Annotated in this window: 13 protein-coding genes; 10 read left to right on the top strand and 3 right to left on the bottom strand. The window is 71.2% G+C overall.

What is annotated here, in order from left to right:
- The first annotated feature begins 62 nt into the window (after nucleotides 1-62).
- From HC028_RS02295 to HC028_RS02280, 4 genes are all read left to right on the top strand, one after another.
- Nucleotides 63-569: a VOC family protein gene (locus HC028_RS02295; RefSeq protein ID WP_168072005.1), complete on the top strand. Its 507-nt coding sequence runs from the start codon at nucleotides 63-65 to the stop codon at nucleotides 567-569.
- A gap of 20 nt (nucleotides 570-589) precedes the next feature.
- Nucleotides 590-2,341 carry an AMP-binding protein gene (locus HC028_RS02290; protein ID WP_275408221.1) on the top strand — a complete coding sequence of 584 codons (1,752 nt, stop codon included), beginning with the start codon at nucleotides 590-592 and terminating at the stop codon, nucleotides 2,339-2,341.
- Nucleotides 2,342-2,405: 64 nt separating this feature from the next.
- Nucleotides 2,406-3,101, top strand: a complete 696-nt coding sequence (npdG, locus tag HC028_RS02285) for an NADPH-dependent F420 reductase (RefSeq protein ID WP_168072004.1) — start codon at nucleotides 2,406-2,408, stop codon at nucleotides 3,099-3,101.
- Nucleotides 3,102-3,156: 55 nt separating this feature from the next.
- Complete coding sequence (locus tag HC028_RS02280; RefSeq protein WP_203981173.1) at nucleotides 3,157-4,350, top strand: cytochrome P450; 1,194 nt, start codon at nucleotides 3,157-3,159, stop codon at nucleotides 4,348-4,350.
- A 75-nt stretch (nucleotides 4,351-4,425) separates the two neighbouring features.
- On the opposite strand, the gene panB is transcribed toward HC028_RS02280, so the two are convergent.
- From panB to HC028_RS02265, 3 genes are all read right to left on the bottom strand, one after another.
- Nucleotides 4,426-5,265, bottom strand: coding sequence for a 3-methyl-2-oxobutanoate hydroxymethyltransferase (gene panB, locus HC028_RS02275; protein WP_168072002.1), 840 nt, complete (start codon nucleotides 5,263-5,265; stop codon nucleotides 4,426-4,428).
- 105 nt (nucleotides 5,266-5,370) lie between these two features.
- The gene (locus HC028_RS02270) at nucleotides 5,371-6,966 is read right to left on the bottom strand and encodes a DUF4132 domain-containing protein (protein ID WP_168072001.1); all 1,596 of its coding nucleotides are present in this window, start codon (nucleotides 6,964-6,966) and stop codon (nucleotides 5,371-5,373) included.
- A 7-nt stretch (nucleotides 6,967-6,973) separates the two neighbouring features.
- Complete coding sequence (locus tag HC028_RS02265; protein ID WP_168072000.1) at nucleotides 6,974-8,743, bottom strand: NAD+ synthase; 1,770 nt, start codon at nucleotides 8,741-8,743, stop codon at nucleotides 6,974-6,976.
- A 170-nt stretch (nucleotides 8,744-8,913) separates the two neighbouring features.
- Between HC028_RS02265 and glnA the strand changes: the two genes are divergently transcribed.
- The 6 genes from glnA to HC028_RS02235 all read left to right on the top strand — a co-directional run bounded on the left by glnA (nucleotide 8,914) and on the right by HC028_RS02235 (nucleotide 16,902).
- Entirely contained in the window at nucleotides 8,914-10,266 is a 1,353-nt protein-coding gene (glnA, locus tag HC028_RS02260) for a type I glutamate--ammonia ligase (protein WP_168071999.1), read from the top strand.
- Between the two features lie 238 nt (nucleotides 10,267-10,504).
- Nucleotides 10,505-10,939, top strand: coding sequence for a VOC family protein (locus HC028_RS02255; RefSeq protein WP_168071997.1), 435 nt, complete (start codon nucleotides 10,505-10,507; stop codon nucleotides 10,937-10,939).
- A 114-nt stretch (nucleotides 10,940-11,053) separates the two neighbouring features.
- Complete coding sequence (locus HC028_RS02250; RefSeq protein ID WP_168072297.1) at nucleotides 11,054-11,806, top strand: type 1 glutamine amidotransferase; 753 nt, start codon at nucleotides 11,054-11,056, stop codon at nucleotides 11,804-11,806.
- A gap of 15 nt (nucleotides 11,807-11,821) precedes the next feature.
- A complete protein-coding gene (locus tag HC028_RS02245; protein ID WP_168071995.1) occupies nucleotides 11,822-14,770 on the top strand; it encodes a bifunctional [glutamine synthetase] adenylyltransferase/[glutamine synthetase]-adenylyl-L-tyrosine phosphorylase in 2,949 nt (982 codons plus the stop codon).
- 22 nt (nucleotides 14,771-14,792) lie between these two features.
- Entirely contained in the window at nucleotides 14,793-16,355 is a 1,563-nt protein-coding gene (locus tag HC028_RS02240; RefSeq protein ID WP_420850150.1) for a hypothetical protein, read from the top strand.
- A 46-nt stretch (nucleotides 16,356-16,401) separates the two neighbouring features.
- Entirely contained in the window at nucleotides 16,402-16,902 is a 501-nt protein-coding gene (locus HC028_RS02235; RefSeq protein ID WP_168071991.1) for a hemerythrin domain-containing protein, read from the top strand.
- Nucleotides 16,903-16,936 lie beyond the last annotated feature (34 nt).

The following is a 16,936-nucleotide window of genomic DNA, read 5'->3' as shown; positions in this document are numbered from 1 at the left end:
CATAGACAGACGCCCCGTCGCCCGGTATGACAGCAGGCATCGGCGACGGGAGGTGACGCGCGATGCTGCGGCGGCGGTACACGTTGCTGATTGACTGCGAGGAGAGCGGGTTCCGTACGGGCGTGCGCTTCTGGTCGGAGGCGCTCGGCGCCCGGGCCCGGCACTCCGGCGACCCGAAGGACCCGTTCGTCGAACTGCCGGGCGCAGCCGGTGACCTGCACGTCGAACTGCAGCGCGTAGGCGCCCCCGGCCGGTACCATCTCGATCTTTTCGCTCCTGACGTCGACGCCGAAGCGCACCGACTGGAGGCGCTCGGCGCCGAGAAGGTGCGCCGCGAGCAGGCGTGGTGGGTGATGCGCGCCCCGACCGGTCACCTGTTCTGCATCATCCCGGACTCGGCGCCATCACCCGACGACGAGGCCGACGACGAGTTCGACGACGAGTTCGACGACGAGGCCGACGACGAGTTCGACGACGAAGACGGGTTCGATCACGAACTCGATGACGGGCCGGCCGAGCCCGAGCCCCCGCAGGCGTACCCGCGGCTGCGGTCCGTACCGAACAGCTGACCCCTTAGGAGGTGGACCGCGTGCTCGACCCGCAGTCCGACGATGCCCAGGCCGACGGCTCGATCCCGGATCTCGTCGCCGCGGGTGAGTTCCGCGTGGCCCGCGACTTCCTGCTCGACCACCGTGGCGACTACGAGGCCGCGTACCGGGACTTCCGTTGGCCCCGGCTGGAGACGTTCAACTGGGCGGTCGACTGGTTCGACGGCGTGCTCGCCGCCGAGCGGCCGGACCAGACGGCGCTGTGGGTCGTCGAGTCCGACGGCAGCGAGACCAGGCGGACGTTCGCCGAGATGTCGGCGGCCGCCAAGCAGGTGGCGGCATGGCTGCGCTCCCACGGGGTGCGCCGGTACGACCGGATTCTGCTGATGCTCGGCAACCAGGTCGAGCTGTGGGAGGTGATGCTCGCCGCGATCCGGATCGGCGCGGTGGTGATCCCGGCGTCGACCCTGCTCGGCCCGGACGACCTGGGCGACCGCATCGAGCGGGGCAGTGTCGACCACGTCGTCGCGCGCAGCGTGGACGCGCCGAAGTTCGCGGGCGTCGAGGGCGCCTGGACGCGCATCGCGGTGGGTGAGCCGGTCCAGGGGTGGTTGGCCTACGACAAGGCGTACGAGTTCGCCGGTGACGAGGCGATCGAGGGGCGCAGCCGGGGCGACGACCCGCTGCTGCTGTACTTCACGTCCGGCACGACCGCGCGGCCCAAGCTGGTGGGGCACACCCACGCGTCGTACCCGATCGGGCACCTGTCCACCATGTACTGGCAGGGCCTGCGCCCGGATGACGTGCATCTGAACATCTCCTCGCCGGGCTGGGCCAAGCACGCGTGGAGCAACGTGTTCGCGCCGTGGAACGCCGGTGCGACCGTACTGGTCGTCAACCAGGCGCGGTTCAACGCGGCAGGCCTGCTGGACACGATCGTGCGCTGCGGCGCCACCACGTTCTGCGCGCCGCCGACCGTGTGGCGGCTGCTCATCCAGGCCGACCTGGGCGCCTGGACGGTTCCGCTGCGCGAGTGCGTGGCGGCTGGCGAGCCGCTCAACCCGGAGGTCATCGAGCAGGTACGCGCGGCGTGGGGCATCACCGTGCGCGACGGGTACGGGCAGACCGAGACGACGGCGCAGATCGGCAACCCGCCCGGCCAGCCGCTGAAGCTCGGCTCGATGGGCCGGCCGCTGCCCGGGTACCGGATCGTCCTCGCCGACGTGCTGACCGGGGAGCGGGTGCCGGACGGTGTGGAGGGTGAGATCTGCCTGGACCTCTCGGAGCGGCCGGTGAGCCTGATGCGGGGGTACCTCGACGACGACGGGCACACCGCGCACGTGATGCGCGACGGGCTGTACCACACCGGCGACGTAGCGATCCGCGAGGCGGATGGGTACATCACCTACGTCGGGCGTACCGATGACGTGTTCAAGGCGTCGGACTACCGCATCTCGCCGTTCGAGGTGGAGAGCGCGCTGATCGAGCACGACGCCGTGGTCGAGGCGGCCGTGGTGCCCGCGCCCGACCCGGTGCGGCTGGCGGTCGTCAAGGCGTACGTGATGCTGGCCGACGGCTACCAGCCGAGCCCCGAGATGGCGCAGGAGATCCTGCGGTTCGCGCGTGGACGGCTGGCGCCGTATCAGCGGGTGCGGCGCATCCAGTTCGCCGAGCTGCCGAAGACGATCTCCGGCAAGATCCGCCGGGTCGAGCTGCGCGGTCAGGAGGCCAGCCGGGTGGGCCGCGACGAGCACGAGTACTGGGAGGAGGATTTTCCGGAGCTAAAGTCCTGAAACGGTGCTGCGATGAGGGCCACGCGCGGGTCATGCGAGCCGGATCCGGTGCCAGACTGGCGGTATGGGCTTTGACCCGACGATCCTGCCCGACGTGTCGAACGTAACGGTCGGTCTGCTGGGAGGCACCGGTCCGCAGGGGAAGGGGTTGGCTTACCGGTTGGCTCGTGCGGGGCAGACAGTACGTATTGGTTCGCGGTCGGCTGAGCGGGGCGCGCAGACCGCCGCGGAGATCGGTAACATGCCCGGTGTCGTCAGCGGCGACCGCGTCAGCGGCGGCGACAACGTGTACGCCTGCGACGCGGACGTCGTCATCGTCACCGTGCCGTGGGCGGGGCATGGCGACCTGCTGTCCAGCCTCGCCGAGCACCTGCCGGGGAAGATCGTGGTGGACTGCGTCAACCCGCTCGGATTCGACAAGCAGGGCCCGTACCTGCTGCCCGTACCCGAGGGTAGTGCGGCGCAGCAGGCGGCGGCGCTGCTGCCCGAGTCGCGGGTGTGTGCCGCGTTCAATCACGTCAGCTCCGTGCTGCTGATCAACCCGCAGATCGCCGCCATGGAGCTCGACGTGCTCGTCCTCGGTGACGACCGGGAAGCGGCCAACGTCGTGCAGGCGCTCGCGATGCGGATCGACGGCATGCGCGGCATCCACGCCGGGCGGTTGCGCAACGCCGCCCAGGTCGAGGGGTTGACCGCGAACCTCATCGCCATCAACAAGCGGTACAAGGCCCACGCCGGTATCCGCATCACGGACGTATGAACCGCGACGACCTCGGGGAGCCGCTGTCGCTGGCGGCGTGGTTACGCTCTCACCCGTGAGGCCAGCCTTCGATCCATGGTCGCCGCTGTTCGTGGCGCACCCGTATGACGTGTACGCCTACCTGCGCGAGAACGAGCCGGTCAGCTGGTTCGAGCCCACGGGCCAGTGGCTGATCTCCCGGCACGCCGACGTCGACGCGCTGCTGCGCGACCGGCGCCTGGGCCGCACGTACCTGCACGTGGCCACCCATTCCGAGATGTGCCGGCCCGATGACCCCGCGCACCTCGCGCCGTTCTGGCACGTCATCCGCAACGGCATCCTCGACATGGAGCCGCCCGACCACACCCGGCTGCGGCGACTGGTCTCGCAGGCGTTCACACCGCGGCGGGTCGAGGCGCTGCGCCCGACCGTGCAGCGCATCGCCGACCGGCTCGTCGACGAGTTCGTCGCCGACGGCGGGGGAGACCTGATCGCACGGGTAGCAGAGCCGCTGCCGGTCACCGTCATCGCGGAGATGCTGGGCGTACCCGAGGCCGACCGGCACCTGCTGCGCCCCTGGTCGGCCGACATCTGCGGGATGTACGAGCTGAACCCTTCGCGTGAGGTCGCAGACCGGGCGGTCCGTGCCTGCGAAGAGTTCTCCGATTACCTGCGGGGCCTGGCCGCGGCGCGCCGCGGCGACCCGCGAGACGACCTCATCACCGCGCTGACCCAGGTCGACGGGCTCACCGAGGACGAACTCGTCGGCACCTGCGTCCTGCTACTCAACGCCGGTCACGAGGCGACCGTGAACACCACCGGCAACGGGTGGTGGGCGCTGTTCCGCAACCCCGGTGAGCTGACGCGGCTGCGGGCCTCGGCGGACCTGCTCCCGACGGCCATCGAGGAGCTGATGCGCTACGACACCCCGGCGCAGATGTTCGAGCGGTGGGTCCTGGAGGACATCACGATCTCCGGCGTCGACATCCCGCGCGGCAGCGAGGTGGCGCTGCTGTTCGGCTCGGCCAACCACGACCCGGCCGTGTTCACCGACCCGGCCCGGCTGAACCTCGGCCGCGCCGAAAACCCGCACATCAGCTTCGGCGCCGGCATCCACTACTGCCTGGGCGCTCCGCTGGCGCGGATCGAGCTGACGGCGTCGTTCGGCGCGCTGCTGGCGAAGGCACCGGCGATGAAGCTGGTGGAGACGCCGAAGTGGAAGCCCGGGTACATCATCCGGGGCCTGGAGACTCTCCTCGTTGAGGTTTAGCGGATCTTGGAAGATTTGGCATCGAATGCGATGCCAAATCTTCCAAGATCGCGCGAAGAACTAGATCGCGAAGAACTAGTGGAACGTGTGCTCGGCCGCTGGGAAGACGCCCTCGCGTACCTCCTCGGCGAAGCGGCGGGTCGCGTCGGACAGCGCGCCGGCCAGGTCGGCGTACCGCTTGACGAAGCGCGGCGCCTTGCCGGTGCGCAGGCCCGCCATGTCCTGCCAGACCAGTACCTGGGCGTCGGTGTCCGGGCCGGCTCCGATGCCGACGGTCGGGATGTCGAGCTCGTGCGTGATCTCCTTGGCGACCTCGCCGGGCACCATCTCCAGCACGACCGCGAACGCGCCGGCCTCGGCCACCGCGTACGCGTCCGCCATCAGGTCGGCGGCGGCGTCCCCGCGACCCTGGACCCGGTACCCGCCCAGCGTGTGCTCGCTCTGCGGGGTGAAGCCGATGTGCGCCATCACCGGGATCCCGGCCCCGGTCAGCGCGGAGATCTGGGCATCACAGCGCCGGCCGCCCTCCAGCTTGACGGCGTGGGCGCCACCCTCCTTCATGTAGCGGGCCGCCGTACGCAGGGCCTGGGCCGGGCCCTCCTCGTACGAGCCGAACGGCAGGTCCGCGACGACGAGGGCGCGCTTGCTGGCGCGGACGACCGCGCGGACCAGCGGAAGCATCTCGTCGACGGTGATCGGAAGGGTGGACTCGTACCCGTACACGTTGTTGGCGGCCGAGTCCCCGACGAGCAGGACCGGGATACCGGCCTCGTCGAAGATCGACGCGCTGTACTGGTCGTAGCTGGTGAGCATCGCCCACTTCTCGCCGCGCTCCTTGGCGGCGAGCAGATCGCGGGTGCGTACCCGCCGGCTGGTGACTCCGCCGTAGAGTGACGCGACCTCAGGCTGGGACATCACTGTCTCCCTCGCACTCCTCGAGGCCCGCTTGCCGGGTCCCCGGGCTACGAAGTCGATCGTCGCACCGGTGCCGCCCTGTGGGGCAACGGTCGATGCGAAATCTCACACGGACGTTTGGTGGAGATCGCGGCGCAGTCGCGGGTCGGTGACCTCGATGCCGTACGTTTCCGTGCCGACGCGGGAGATCCCGACGGCGAGGCCGACGTCGCGCAGGATCTCGCTGAACACCAGCGGCGGGATCCGGTCGAGGGGTACCGGGGCGACGGGATCCTCGACCTCACCCACCCACTGCTCGTACCGGCCCGTCTCGGGGTCGGCGACGCTCTCCGGTGCGTCCCGCGGGTAGAACCGCACCTGGTCGGTCACGATCTGCTGGTACGCCCCGGACTCGTACGTCCGCCCGTCGGTGGGCGCGACCCAGAACTCGGCGCGCAGCCCCCACTCGGGCAGCTCGCGGGTCGCGGGGGAGAAGCTGTCGTCGCGGTCCATCCGCAGCCGGTCGCGCCAGCCGCGCTGGGTGACCAGCGCGTGGAACTGGTGCTGGCGCAGCGCCTGCCCGGCGAAGCGGTTGGAGTAGACCTCGTCCGCCTCCTCGTCGGCGGTCAGCTCGTACACCTCGCGGTGGGCCTGTCTGAACGGCTGGCGGATGCCGTGGCGCGCCAGCCACTCGCGCCACGCCAGCACCTCGTCGGCGGGCCGGTTGGCCGGGTGCCACAGGCCTACCGTGGCGTCCGGCGCCGGTCGTACCTCGACGTCGTAGACGGTGCGCAGCGCGCCGTCGGCGTACCCGACCGGCAGCCCGTTGACGGTCCAGATGAGCCGACGGGCGAGGGTGGCGACCAGCGGATGGTCGAGGTACCGCTCCCGCCAGACCACGAAGCGCCAGGCGGGCGCGGACACGAACATCCGGTCGAGGCGGTTGCGCTGCGCGCGCAGCATCTTGCCGATGTCCCGGACCGTGGCCCGCAGTTCGGCGAGCCGCTCGGCGTGCCCCCGCCGTACCGCGGCCGGTGGCGACGCCAGCACGGCGCCGTCGGGGTTGCGCCAGATCAGCCGCGGCCGGCCGTCGACGATCCGCAGTTCGGCCGTGACGCCGTCGAACCGCTCGACCCGGCGACCCACCTCGGTCAGGCCGTACGTCGGGATCGACAGCTCCTCGACGTCGGCGCGCGACAGGCCGAGCGCCCGGGCGTGGGCTTCCAGCGCGGCGTGGATCAGCTTGAGCGTGCCGCGGTAGGTCACCCGGCTCGCCAACCGGGTGAGCTGCGCCAGCCCGGGGTCGCCCAGGCGCGACAGCGCGTACACCGCGGCGTTGGCCACCTTCGCGCTGCGCGGCCCGCGTCCGGCGACCGGGCGCAACGCCCGCTCGACCTGGTCGCCGAGCGTCCGGGCGGTCTCGGGGTGCGGCGGGATCAGCGCCAGCAGCCAGATCAGGCCGCGCAGGACGGTGGCGTTCTCCGGTACGACGTCGGCGTCCCCGTCGACCAGGCGCAGCCAACCAGCCGCGCGGACCCGGTACGTGTTCGGGCCCACGTCGGCCAGCAGCTCACCTCCCCGCCGCTGCCAGCGGCCGGACGGGCGGGGCGTGGTCGCCGTGGCGGCGAGGTCGACGAGCGCGCGCCACGCCGGCCCCAGCGCGTCGACGTCGGCGATCACCTGGTCGGCCCACCGCTCACCCGGGTGGAGGAGGCGCTCCATGAGCTGGCTAGACAGCTCCCTCCCGGCTGAATCCTTCTCTGAACCGGTTGGTGATGGGCAGCCGGCGGTCCCGGCCGAACGCCTTGAAGGTGATCTTCGGTCCGGGCGCGGCCTGGCGGCGCTTGTACTCGGCCGCGTCCACCATGCGCAGGACCCGGTCGACCAGCGCGGGGTCGTGGCCGGCTGCGATCAGCTCGTCGCGGCTCATGTCGCGGTCGATGTAGCCGATCAGAATCGCGTCGAGGACGGCGTAGTCGGGCAGCGAGTCGGTGTCCAGCTGGCCCGGCCGCAGCTCCGCGCTCGGCGGCTTGGCGATCGAGTTCTCCGGGATCGGCGGCGTCTCGCCCCGGTGTACCGCCTCGGCGTTGCGCCACTGCGCCAGCCGCCACACGAGCGTCTTCCACACGTCCTTGATCGGGTTGAAGCCGCCGACGGAGTCGCCGTACAGCGTCGAGTACCCCACCGCCAGCTCGCTCTTGTTGCCGGTGGTGAGGACCAGGTGACCTTCGGAGTTGGACAGCGCCATCAGGATCACCCCGCGTACCCGCGCCTGCAGGTTCTCCACGGCCACCCCGGACAGCGACATGTTCGCGAGGAAGGCGTCGACCATGGGCTGGATCGGCTCGATCCGGTAGTCCAGCCCGGTGCGCTTGGCCAGGTCCGCGGCGTCGTCGCGGGAGTGCTCGGACGAGTGCGCGCTCGGCAGCGACACCCCGACGACGTTCTCCGCGCCGATCGCGTCGCAGGCGATCGCGGCGACGACGGACGAGTCGATACCGCCCGACAGGCCGAGTACGACCGACGGGAAGCGGTTCTTGCGTACGTAGTCGCGCAGGCCCAGCACGAGCGCCTGCCACGCCTCCGCCTCGTCGACGGCCCGCTCGGCGACCTCGGGCGGCAGGAGGGCGGCCGTCGGGGCCGGCAGCTCACCGGTGAGCTGGAGCCGCTCGACCTTCATCTCCCCGAAGTCACCCTCGGTGTCTCTGTCGGCTTCGGGAAGATCCAGATCGAGTACGAGCAGGTGCTCGACGAACTGGGGACCCCGCGCCAGCAGCGAGCCGTCCGCCGCGACGACCATCGAGTCACCGTCGAAGACCAGTTCGTCCTGGCCGCCGATCATGTTCACGTACGCGACGCATGAGCCCGCCTCGGCCGCCCGGCGCTGCACCAGCGGCAGGCGTACGTCGTCCTTGTTCATCTCGTACGGCGAGGCGTTGATGTTGACGACCAGCCCGACGCCGGCCTGGCCGGCGACCGCGAACGGGCCGCCCGGCTGCCAGATGTCCTCGCACACGGTCAGCGCCACGTCGACCCCGCCGATGCGCACGACCTTCAGCGTGTCGCCGGGCACGAAGTACCGGTCCTCGTCGAACACGCCGTAGTTGGGCAGGTGGTGCTTGAAGTACGTGGTGACCACGCGCCCGCCGTGCAGCAGGGCGAGGGCGTCACGCGGGCCCCGGTCCGGGGCGGCGTCCGCGCCGAGCTTCGCCGGCCCGTCCGCGTCCAGGTAGCCGACCACCACCGCCACGTCGCCGAGGCCGTCGGCGGCCAGGTCCTCGGCCAGCCGGTGCAGGGTCTTCTTCGAGGCGGCCACGAACGACTCGCGGAACACCAGGTCCTCGACCGGATACCCGCTGAGCATCATCTCCGGGAAGGCGACGAGTTGGGCCCCGGCGTCGGCGGCCGTTCGGGTCTGCTCGCGCACGATGGCGGCGTTTCCGGGGAAGTCGCCGACGGTCGGGTCCACCTGGGCGAGGGCGATGCGGAGTTGCGGCATCTATCCATCTTCGCGCAGGCGATTCCGGGCCGGTGAGGTTCCCCTGCTCCTGAGGAGTCCGCGGAGCGCGCACCCCGAAAAATCAGCGTCTAATGGTCGCCCGTAACGTCCGCGTAACAAGGGCGGGCAAGACTTTGCCCGGAATGGCCGACTCGACCAGGGGAAATACCGTGGACCGACAGCAGGAGTTCGTCCTCCGCACACTCGAGGAGCGCGACATCCGCTTCGTGCGCCTGTGGTTTACCGACGTGCTGGGCACGCTCAAGAGCGTCTCGGTAGCGCCGGCCGAACTGGAGGCGGCGTTCGACGAGGGGATCGGCTTCGACGGCTCGGCCATCGAGGGCTTCGCCCGGGTGCACGAGTCGGACATGGTCGCCATGCCGGACCCCACGACCTTCCAGGTCTTCCCGTTCGAGGGGGGCATCAGCGGCGAGAGCGCCCGGATGTTCTGCGACATCCTGCTGCCCGACGGCTCGCCGTCCTGGGCCGACCCCCGCCACGTGCTGCGCCGTGCGCTGTCGCGGGCCGCCGAGAAGGGCTTCACCTTCTACACCCACCCGGAGATCGAGTTCTTCCTGCTCGAGGACGCGCCGGCCGACGGTAGCCCGCCGCGCGCGGTCGACCAGGGTGGGTACTTCGACAACACGACCCACGCCGCCGCGCGGGACTTCCGCCGGCAGGCCGTGCTGTCGCTGGAGCGGATCGGTATCTCGGTCGAGTTCAGCCACCACGAGGTCGCGCCCGGCCAGCAGGAGATCGACCTGCGCTACGCGGACGCCCTCACCACGGCGGACAACATCATGACGTTCCGCCACGTGATCAAAGAGGTCGCGCTCTCGCACGGCGTGCACGCGACGTTCATGCCCAAGCCGTTCTCCGACCAGCCGGGCAGCGGGATGCACACCCACCTGTCGCTGTTCGAGGGGGAGCGCAACGTCTTCCACGACCCCAGCGACCCGATGAAGCTGTCCAAGGTGGGCCGGGCGTTCATCGCCGGAATCCTTACCCACGCCCGCGAGTTCACGGCGATCACCAACCAGTGGGTCAACTCGTACAAGCGGCTGTTCCCGGAGATGGTCCCCAACCGGATCACCGAGTCGCCGGCGTACGTGTGCTGGGGGCACCTCAACCGGAGCGCGCTCGTCCGCGTGCCCGCCTACGGCAAGCCCAACTCCGCCCGGGTCGAGGTCCGCTCGCTGGACTCGGCGTGCAACCCGTACCTGTCCTACGCGGTGCTGCTCGGCGCGGGCCTGAAGGGCATCGAGGAAGGGTACGAGCTGCCGCCCGGCGCCGAGGACGACGTGTGGGCGCTGTCGGACGCCGAGCGCAGGGCGGCCGGGTACCAGGCGCTGCCGGAGAACCTGAACGAGGCGCTCGACGTGATGGCCGGCTCGGAACTCGTCGCTGAGATCCTCGGCGAGCACGTGTTCGACTTCTTCATCAAGAACAAGCGCACCGAGTGGGAGGAGTACCGCCGGGTGGTGACGCCGTATGAGCGGCAGCGCTACCTGACGATGCTGTGATCCGGCGGTAACACATTCATTGATGTCGAATGCGGTCTCGCGGCCGCATTCCATCGATGGCGTGCTGGGGACCATGCGGCCCGGGTAGCGCTCGCTCCGGCGACGAGATGTGGCCCGCGTGGCACCTGACCGGCGCGGGCCGACGCCGCGAAAGGCCCCGGTCCGCGATGCGGTAACTGCCGTGGTGGTGGGCAGGCAGGGTGGGTAGAGCCATGTCGCGCGGGAGGAGTGACCCACCATGGCTACCCGGGTGCAAATGGTGATCGACTGTGCCGATCCCGCGAAGCTCGCCGAGTTCTGGGCGCTGGCGCTGGGGTACGAGATGCAGGAGCCACCGCCGGGGTACGCGACCTGGGAGGACTTTTTACGGGCGCGCGGGATCCCGAAATCGGAGTGGAACGCCGTCAGCGCGATCGTCGACCCGTACGGCGTCGGGCCTCGTATTCACCTACAGCGGGTGTCCGAGCCCAAGGCCGGCAAGAACCGGCTCCATCTCGACCTGAGCGTCGGTGGCGACGCGGATGTGCCGGCCGAGGCCCGGCGGGAGCGGATCTTCGAAGAGGCCGCGCGGTTGGAGACGTTCGGCGCCACCCGGCAGCGCGCCGTCGAGGACTGGAGCGGTTTCTGGATGATCATGCAGGATCCCGAGGGCAACGAGTTCTGCCTGTACTGACACGGTCCACCGGCCGGCGACCGCACCGGATAGCCTCGTTGCGTGAATAGCGAAGCCGAGCACAACCGTGAGCCGGAGAACGAGGTTCCGCCACCGCGTGGCCGCCGGTGCCTCATCGTGGAGAACGACCCGACCGACGACGTGCGCCGGCTGGGCAACTGGCTGACCGAGGCCGGGCTGGAGCTGACGGTACTGCGCGCGCACGCCGGCGAAGCGGTGCCCGACAACCTCGACGGCTACGCGGCGATGATCGTGCTCGGCGGCGAGCAGAACGCCTATCCCGATCCGGACGGCACGCCGGGTGCGCCCTGGTTCCCGGCGCTGGAGCGGCTGCTGCGTAAGGCGGTCCGCGAGCGCGTGCCCACCCTGGGGGTGTGCCTGGGCGGGCAGCAGCTTGCCCGAGCCCACGCCGGCACGGTCGAGCGCAGCGCCGCCGGCCCGGAGATCGGTGCCCGGCTGGTCGCACGCCGCGACGTCGCCGACCGCGACCCGCTCTTCGCCGACGTGCCGTTCGCACCCGACGTCCTGCAGTGGCACCTTGACGAGATCACCGAGCTTCCGGCCGACGCGGTCCTGCTCGCGGCGTCGACCAGCTACCCGCACCAGGCGTTCCGCATCGGCGACGCGGCCTGGGGCATCCAGTTTCACATCGAGTGCGACATCGAGATGTTCGCGGAGTGGGTCTCCGGCAACCTGGACATCCTGGCGGAGCTGGGACGAGACCCGATCGAACTGCTGGAGACGGTCGACGCGGTCCTGGACGATATGGAAGAGGTGTGGCGGCCGTTCGCGCAGCGGTTCGCCGCGCTCGCGCTGACCGGTCCGGTGCGGATCGACCAGCGGTACCTTCCACTGCTCGGGGCCTAGAAGGCGGGTAGCACGATGACGAGGCCGGCGAGTGTGGCCGCGCGGCTGGCGCGGTGTGGGTTTACCGATGGGGCTCGGGCCCGTGAGCTGCTGGGCCCGCAGGGCCTGGGCGTGTTGGACGACAGCGGTCAGGCGACGGTCGGCGACATCGACCAGGCCTCGGCGGACGCTGGCGCCGAGGCGCTGCTGGACGCCTTCGCCCGGGCGGCCGATCCCGATCTGGCGCTGCTGCAGTTGCAGCGGATCGTGGAGGCCGAGCGGCGCGACGGCGCGTACGACGTCCTCGCCGCCGCGCTGTCCGACGAGACCCTGCGGGACCGGCTGATCAGGGTGCTCGGCACCTCGGCCACGCTCGGCGACTACCTGGTGGCCAACCCGGGGGAGTGGCAGGTGCTGTGCGCGGCCGAAGAGACCGTGCCGATCGGCGAGGATGCCGCCGACGTGCCGTCGCTTCGCCGGGCGTACCGGCGCAGCCTGCTGCGGATCGTCGCGGCCGACCTGACCGACGGCGCCGACATCGAGCAGACCATGGGGGCGCTGTCCGCCCTCGCGGACGCGACGCTCGAGGCCGCGCTGCGGATCGCCGCGGCCGAGCAGCCGCGGCACGCGAAGGCGTGCCGGCTCGCCGTCATCGCCATGGGCAAGTGCGGCGGCCGGGAGCTCAACTACGTCAGTGACGTCGATGTCGTGTTCGTGGCGGAGCCGACGAACCCCGACGCAGACCAGGAGGAGGCGCTTCGGGCGGCCACTCTCCTGGCCAGCCGAGTGATCCACGTCTGCGGGCTGGTCGCCTGGCCGGTCGACGCCGCGCTGCGGCCCGAGGGCAGCCGGGGACCGCTGGTGCGCACCCTCGCCTCGTACCTGGCGTACTACCGGAAGTGGGCGAAGACCTGGGAGTTCCAGGCCCTGCTCAAGGCGCGCCCCGCCGCCGGCGACCAGCTGCTCGGCGCGCAGTGGCTGCAGGAACTCCAGCCACTGGTCTGGCACGCCGCCGAGCGCCCCGAGGCCGTCCAGGACGTACGCGCGATGCGCAGGCGCATCGTCGACGCCGTACCCGCCGGCGAGCTGGACCGGGAGATCAAGCGCGGCCCCGGCGGCCTGCGCGACATCGAGTTCGCGGTGCAGTTGCTCCAGCTGGTACACGGGCGCGTCGATGAGTCGCTGCGCTCACCGTCCACCTTGGAGGCACTGCGGGCGTTGACCGACGGCGGCTACGTGGGCCGGGTCGACGGGCTGGCGCTGGGCGACGCGTACCGGTTCCTGCGTACCGTCGAGCACCGGCTGCAGCTGCAGCGGCTGCGGCGTACCCACACGGTGCCCGACGACCCGGCGGCGCTGCGGTGGCTGGCGCAGGCGCTGGGGTACTCCAGCGACGCTCGGCGCACAGCCGTCGAGGCGTTCTCCGCCGACTGGCACCGGTACGCCGGCGACGTGCGCAGGCTGCACGCCAAGCTGCTGTACCGGCCGCTGCTGGCGGCGGTGGCCCGGGTGCCCTCGGAGGAGCTGCGGCTCACGCCCGAGGCGGCCGGCGCGCGGCTGAAGACGCTGGGCTTCGCCGACCCGGCCGGGGCGCTGCGCCACATCCAGGCGCTCACCGCCGGGGTGTCGCGGTACGCGCTGATCCAGCGCCAGTTGCTGCCCGTCCTGCTCAGCGAGTTCGCCGACGCCCCGGAGCCCGACCGGGGTCTGCTGGCGTACCGGCAGGTGTCGGACAAGCTGGGCACCACGCCGTGGTACCTGCGCCTGCTGCGCGACGAGGGGCCGGTCGCGATGCGGTTGACCCGGCTGCTCGGGCTGTCCCGGTACGTGACCGACCTGCTCAGCCGCGACCCCGAGGCGCTGCGGCTGCTCGCCGACGACACCGAGCTGGTAGCCCGCTCGGCCGAGGCGCTCTGCGAGGGCTTCCAGGCCGCGGCCGCCCGCCACACCAACCCGGAGCAGGCCATCGCGGCCGTCCGGGCGCTGCGCCGCCGCGAACTGTTCCGTGTCGCCGCCGCCGACCTGCTGGGCCTGCTCGACGTCAGCGCCGTCGGGGAGGCGCTCGCCGACGTCACGGACGCCACCCTCGCAGCCGCGCTGGCCATCGCCAACCCGTCCGGGCTGCCGGTCACCATCATCGGGATGGGTCGCCTCGGCAGCGCCGAGATGAGCTACCCGTCCGACGCCGACGTGCTGTTCGTGTACGAGACGCCGCCGGGCATGCCCGACGAGGCGGCGGCCGGTGCCGCGCTCGCGGTCGCCGAGGAGCTGCGGCGGCTGCTGTCCATGCCGTGCCCCGACCCGCCGCTCGGAGTCGACGCCGACCTGCGGCCGGAGGGCCGCCAGGGCCCGTTGGTGCGCAGCCTCGACGCCTACCGCCGCTACTACGCGCAGTGGTCGAAGGTGTGGGAGTCGCAGGCCCTGCTGCGGGCCCGGCACGTGGCGGGCGACGCCGACCTGGGCGCCCGCTTCCTGGAGATGGCCGACCGGGTGCGGTACCCGATCGGCGGGCTGTCGCGCGAGCAGGTGACGGAGATCCGGCGGATCAAGGCGCGGGTCGACAGCGAGCGGCTGCCGCGCGGCGCGGACCCGGCGACGCACACCAAGCTCGGTCGCGGCGGCCTCGCCGACGTGGAGTGGACCGTCCAACTGCTGCAACTGCGGCACGGGCACGACGTCGAGGCGCTGCGCACCACGCGTACCCTCCAAGCTCTTTCTGCCGCCGCCGACTCCGGCCTGCTGGAGTACGGCGACGCCACGGCCCTCGACGCCGGGTGGCGGATGGCGTCCCGGGTACGCAACGCGCTGACCCTCGTACGTGGACGGCCGGTCGACCAGTTGCCGCGCCACGGGGTCGACCTCGCCGGCGTGGTCGCGGTCCTGAACGATTCGGCAGTCGACGACCCGCAGGAGTTCCTCGACGAGTACCTGCGGACGGCGCGGCGGGCCCGCCAGGCGGTCGAACGGGTCTTCGATGCGGGTTAGGGCCGCCGTTACGGTCGCCGGCGTGGTCGCGTTGGTCCTGTCGATTCTGTACCTGCTCGCGCCGCCGATGGGCACCGACCTGTCGGCCCAGGTGGCCCGCGCCGGGTTCTTCGCCCGCCACGGCGCGGTGCCGATCGACTTCGGCTGGTACGGCGGGCAGAGCCAGTTCGGCTACAGCCTGCTCACTGCGCCGCTCGGTGCCGCTCTCGGTGTACGCGTGCTGGGCGCGCTCGCGGCCGTCGTCTCGGCGGTGGCCTTCGCGTACCTGCTCATCCGCTGGCACGCGCCCCGCCCGCTGCTCGGCGCCGTCCTCGGTGCGCTGGTCCTGGTGGCCAATCTGGTCAGTGGCCGGACGACCTTTGCGGTGGGTACGGCGTTCGGTCTGCTCGCCCTGTGCAGCGTCTCGGCGGCGCGCCCGGCTCGGATTGTCCGCCTGGTCGCGGCGGCGGTGCTGGCGGCGCTCGCCACCTGGGCGAGCCCGGTCGCCGGCCTGTTCGTCGGGCTGGCCGGTGGGGCGCTGCTGCTGGCACGGCTCAACCGTCGTCATGACGGCCGCTGGGGTATTGACGGCAACGTGGCGGAGAGCCTCGTGCTGTGCCTGGCGCCCGCGGTCGCGCTCCTGCCGATGGCGGTGCTGTTCGGCAACGGCGGCGTGCAGCCGTTCACCGCCGAGTCGATGCGCATCAACGTCGCGTTGACGGCGGTGGCGTTCCTGATGGTGCCGGCGCGGCACCGGACGCTCCGCTTCGGCGCGGTACTCACGGTCATCCTGCTGCTGGCGGCCTTCTACCTGCCGAGCCCCGTCGGATCGAACGCCTTGCGGCTGCCGATGCTGTTCGCGCTGCCGGTGGTGGCCGCCTTCGCCACGCTGAGGCGGCGGTGGCTCGCCGCCGCTCTGGTCGCGCTGGTCTGGTGGCAGTCCCCGGTCGTCATCGGGGACCTGGCCCGGGCGGGTTCGGCGCCGGCGCGTGCGGCGTTCTACCGTCCGCTGCTCGACGAGTTGGCCCGGCGGGGTCCGGTCGGGCGTATCGAGGTGGTGCCGCTGCGGGACCACTGGGAGGCCGCGTACGTCGCACCGCTGGTGCCGGTGGCCCGCGGCTGGGAGCGCCAGTCCGACGTCGAACGCAACCCGCTGTTCTACCGGGGCGCGCTCGACCCCGACGAGTACGGGCAGTGGTTGCGGCGCAACGCGGTCAGCTACGTGGCGCTGGCGCCCGACAGTGAGCCGGACACGTTCGGCCGCCAGGAAGCCGCCCTGGTGGCCACGGCGCCGCCCTATCTGCGCGAAGTGTGGCGGGATCGGGACTGGCGGCTGTACGCCGTGGACGGCGCGACGCCGCTGGTCGACTCGCCGGGGCGGCTGGTGGAGGCGTCGTCGGCGGGCGTGACGCTGACCACGGACGCCCCCGGTGACGTGCTCGTACGGGTGCGGTGGTCGCGCTGGCTGACCGTCGACGGTTCGGGTGCCTGTGTGTCCCCGGCCGCGGACGGATGGACGACGGTACGCGCCCCGGCAGCGGGCAGCTACCGCCTCTCCAGTGACCTGCGGCCGGGGCCGGTGTGCCAGCGAGTTTCATCGGGCTGACGTTCGGGAAAGAGAGCCGGGTCCAACCATCTTTGGGGAGGCCTGGATGTCGACCGACGCCATCGTGATTCTGAAGGAAGACCACAAGAAGATCCGCAAGCTGTTCCGGGACTTCGAGCAGTGCAGCAAGGGTGCTCGGGCCACGAGGGGAAAGATCGTCGATCAGATCCTCGAGGAGCTGACGATCCACACGTACCTCGAGAACGAGGTCATGTACCCGGCGGTCCGCAACCTGATGCCGGACCTGGAAGACGACGTGCTGGAGTCCTACGAGGAGCACCATGTCGCGGACCTGCTCTGCATGGAGCTCGCCGCGATGAGCCCCGAGGACGAGCACTTCGACGCGAAGACCACCGTCCTTATCGAGAACGTCACGCACCACATCGAGGAGGAGGAGCAGGAGTGGTTCCCGAAGGTCCGCGAGGGTGTGGGGCGTAAGGAGCTTCAGATGATCGGCGAGGCGATGATCGCCAAGCGCGACGAGGCGCCGCGCAAGCCGACGCAGCCGAGCGCGTTGAAGAAGGCCATCGACGCGGTGATCGCCTGATCCTGCTTGCCGTGATCCTGAAGGCTTTTCCGCG

The sequence above is a fragment of the Planosporangium flavigriseum genome, assembly GCF_011947225.1.
Classification (GTDB): domain Bacteria; phylum Actinomycetota; class Actinomycetes; order Mycobacteriales; family Micromonosporaceae; genus Planosporangium; species Planosporangium flavigriseum.
The sequence above is the reverse complement of the archived record's forward strand: the minus strand, read 5'-3'. Positions and strand labels throughout refer to the sequence as shown.

Excerpts from the sequence above, each read along its gene's own strand:
- HC028_RS02245 (WP_168071995.1), top strand. The coding sequence starts at position 11,822 with ATGACGAGGCCGGCGAGTGTGGCCGCGCGGCTGGCGCGGTGTGGGTTT.
- HC028_RS02295 (WP_168072005.1), top strand. The coding sequence starts at position 63 with ATGCTGCGGCGGCGGTACACGTTGCTGATTGACTGCGAGGAGAGCGGG.
- npdG (WP_168072004.1), top strand. The coding sequence starts at position 2,406 with ATGGGCTTTGACCCGACGATCCTGCCCGACGTGTCGAACGTAACGGTC.
- HC028_RS02235 (WP_168071991.1), top strand. The coding sequence starts at position 16,402 with ATGTCGACCGACGCCATCGTGATTCTGAAGGAAGACCACAAGAAGATC.
- panB (WP_168072002.1), bottom strand. The coding sequence starts at position 5,265 with ATGTCCCAGCCTGAGGTCGCGTCACTCTACGGCGGAGTCACCAGCCGG.
- HC028_RS02255 (WP_168071997.1), top strand. The coding sequence starts at position 10,505 with ATGGCTACCCGGGTGCAAATGGTGATCGACTGTGCCGATCCCGCGAAG.
- HC028_RS02270 (WP_168072001.1), bottom strand. The coding sequence starts at position 6,966 with ATGGAGCGCCTCCTCCACCCGGGTGAGCGGTGGGCCGACCAGGTGATC.
- HC028_RS02265 (WP_168072000.1), bottom strand. The coding sequence starts at position 8,743 with ATGCCGCAACTCCGCATCGCCCTCGCCCAGGTGGACCCGACCGTCGGC.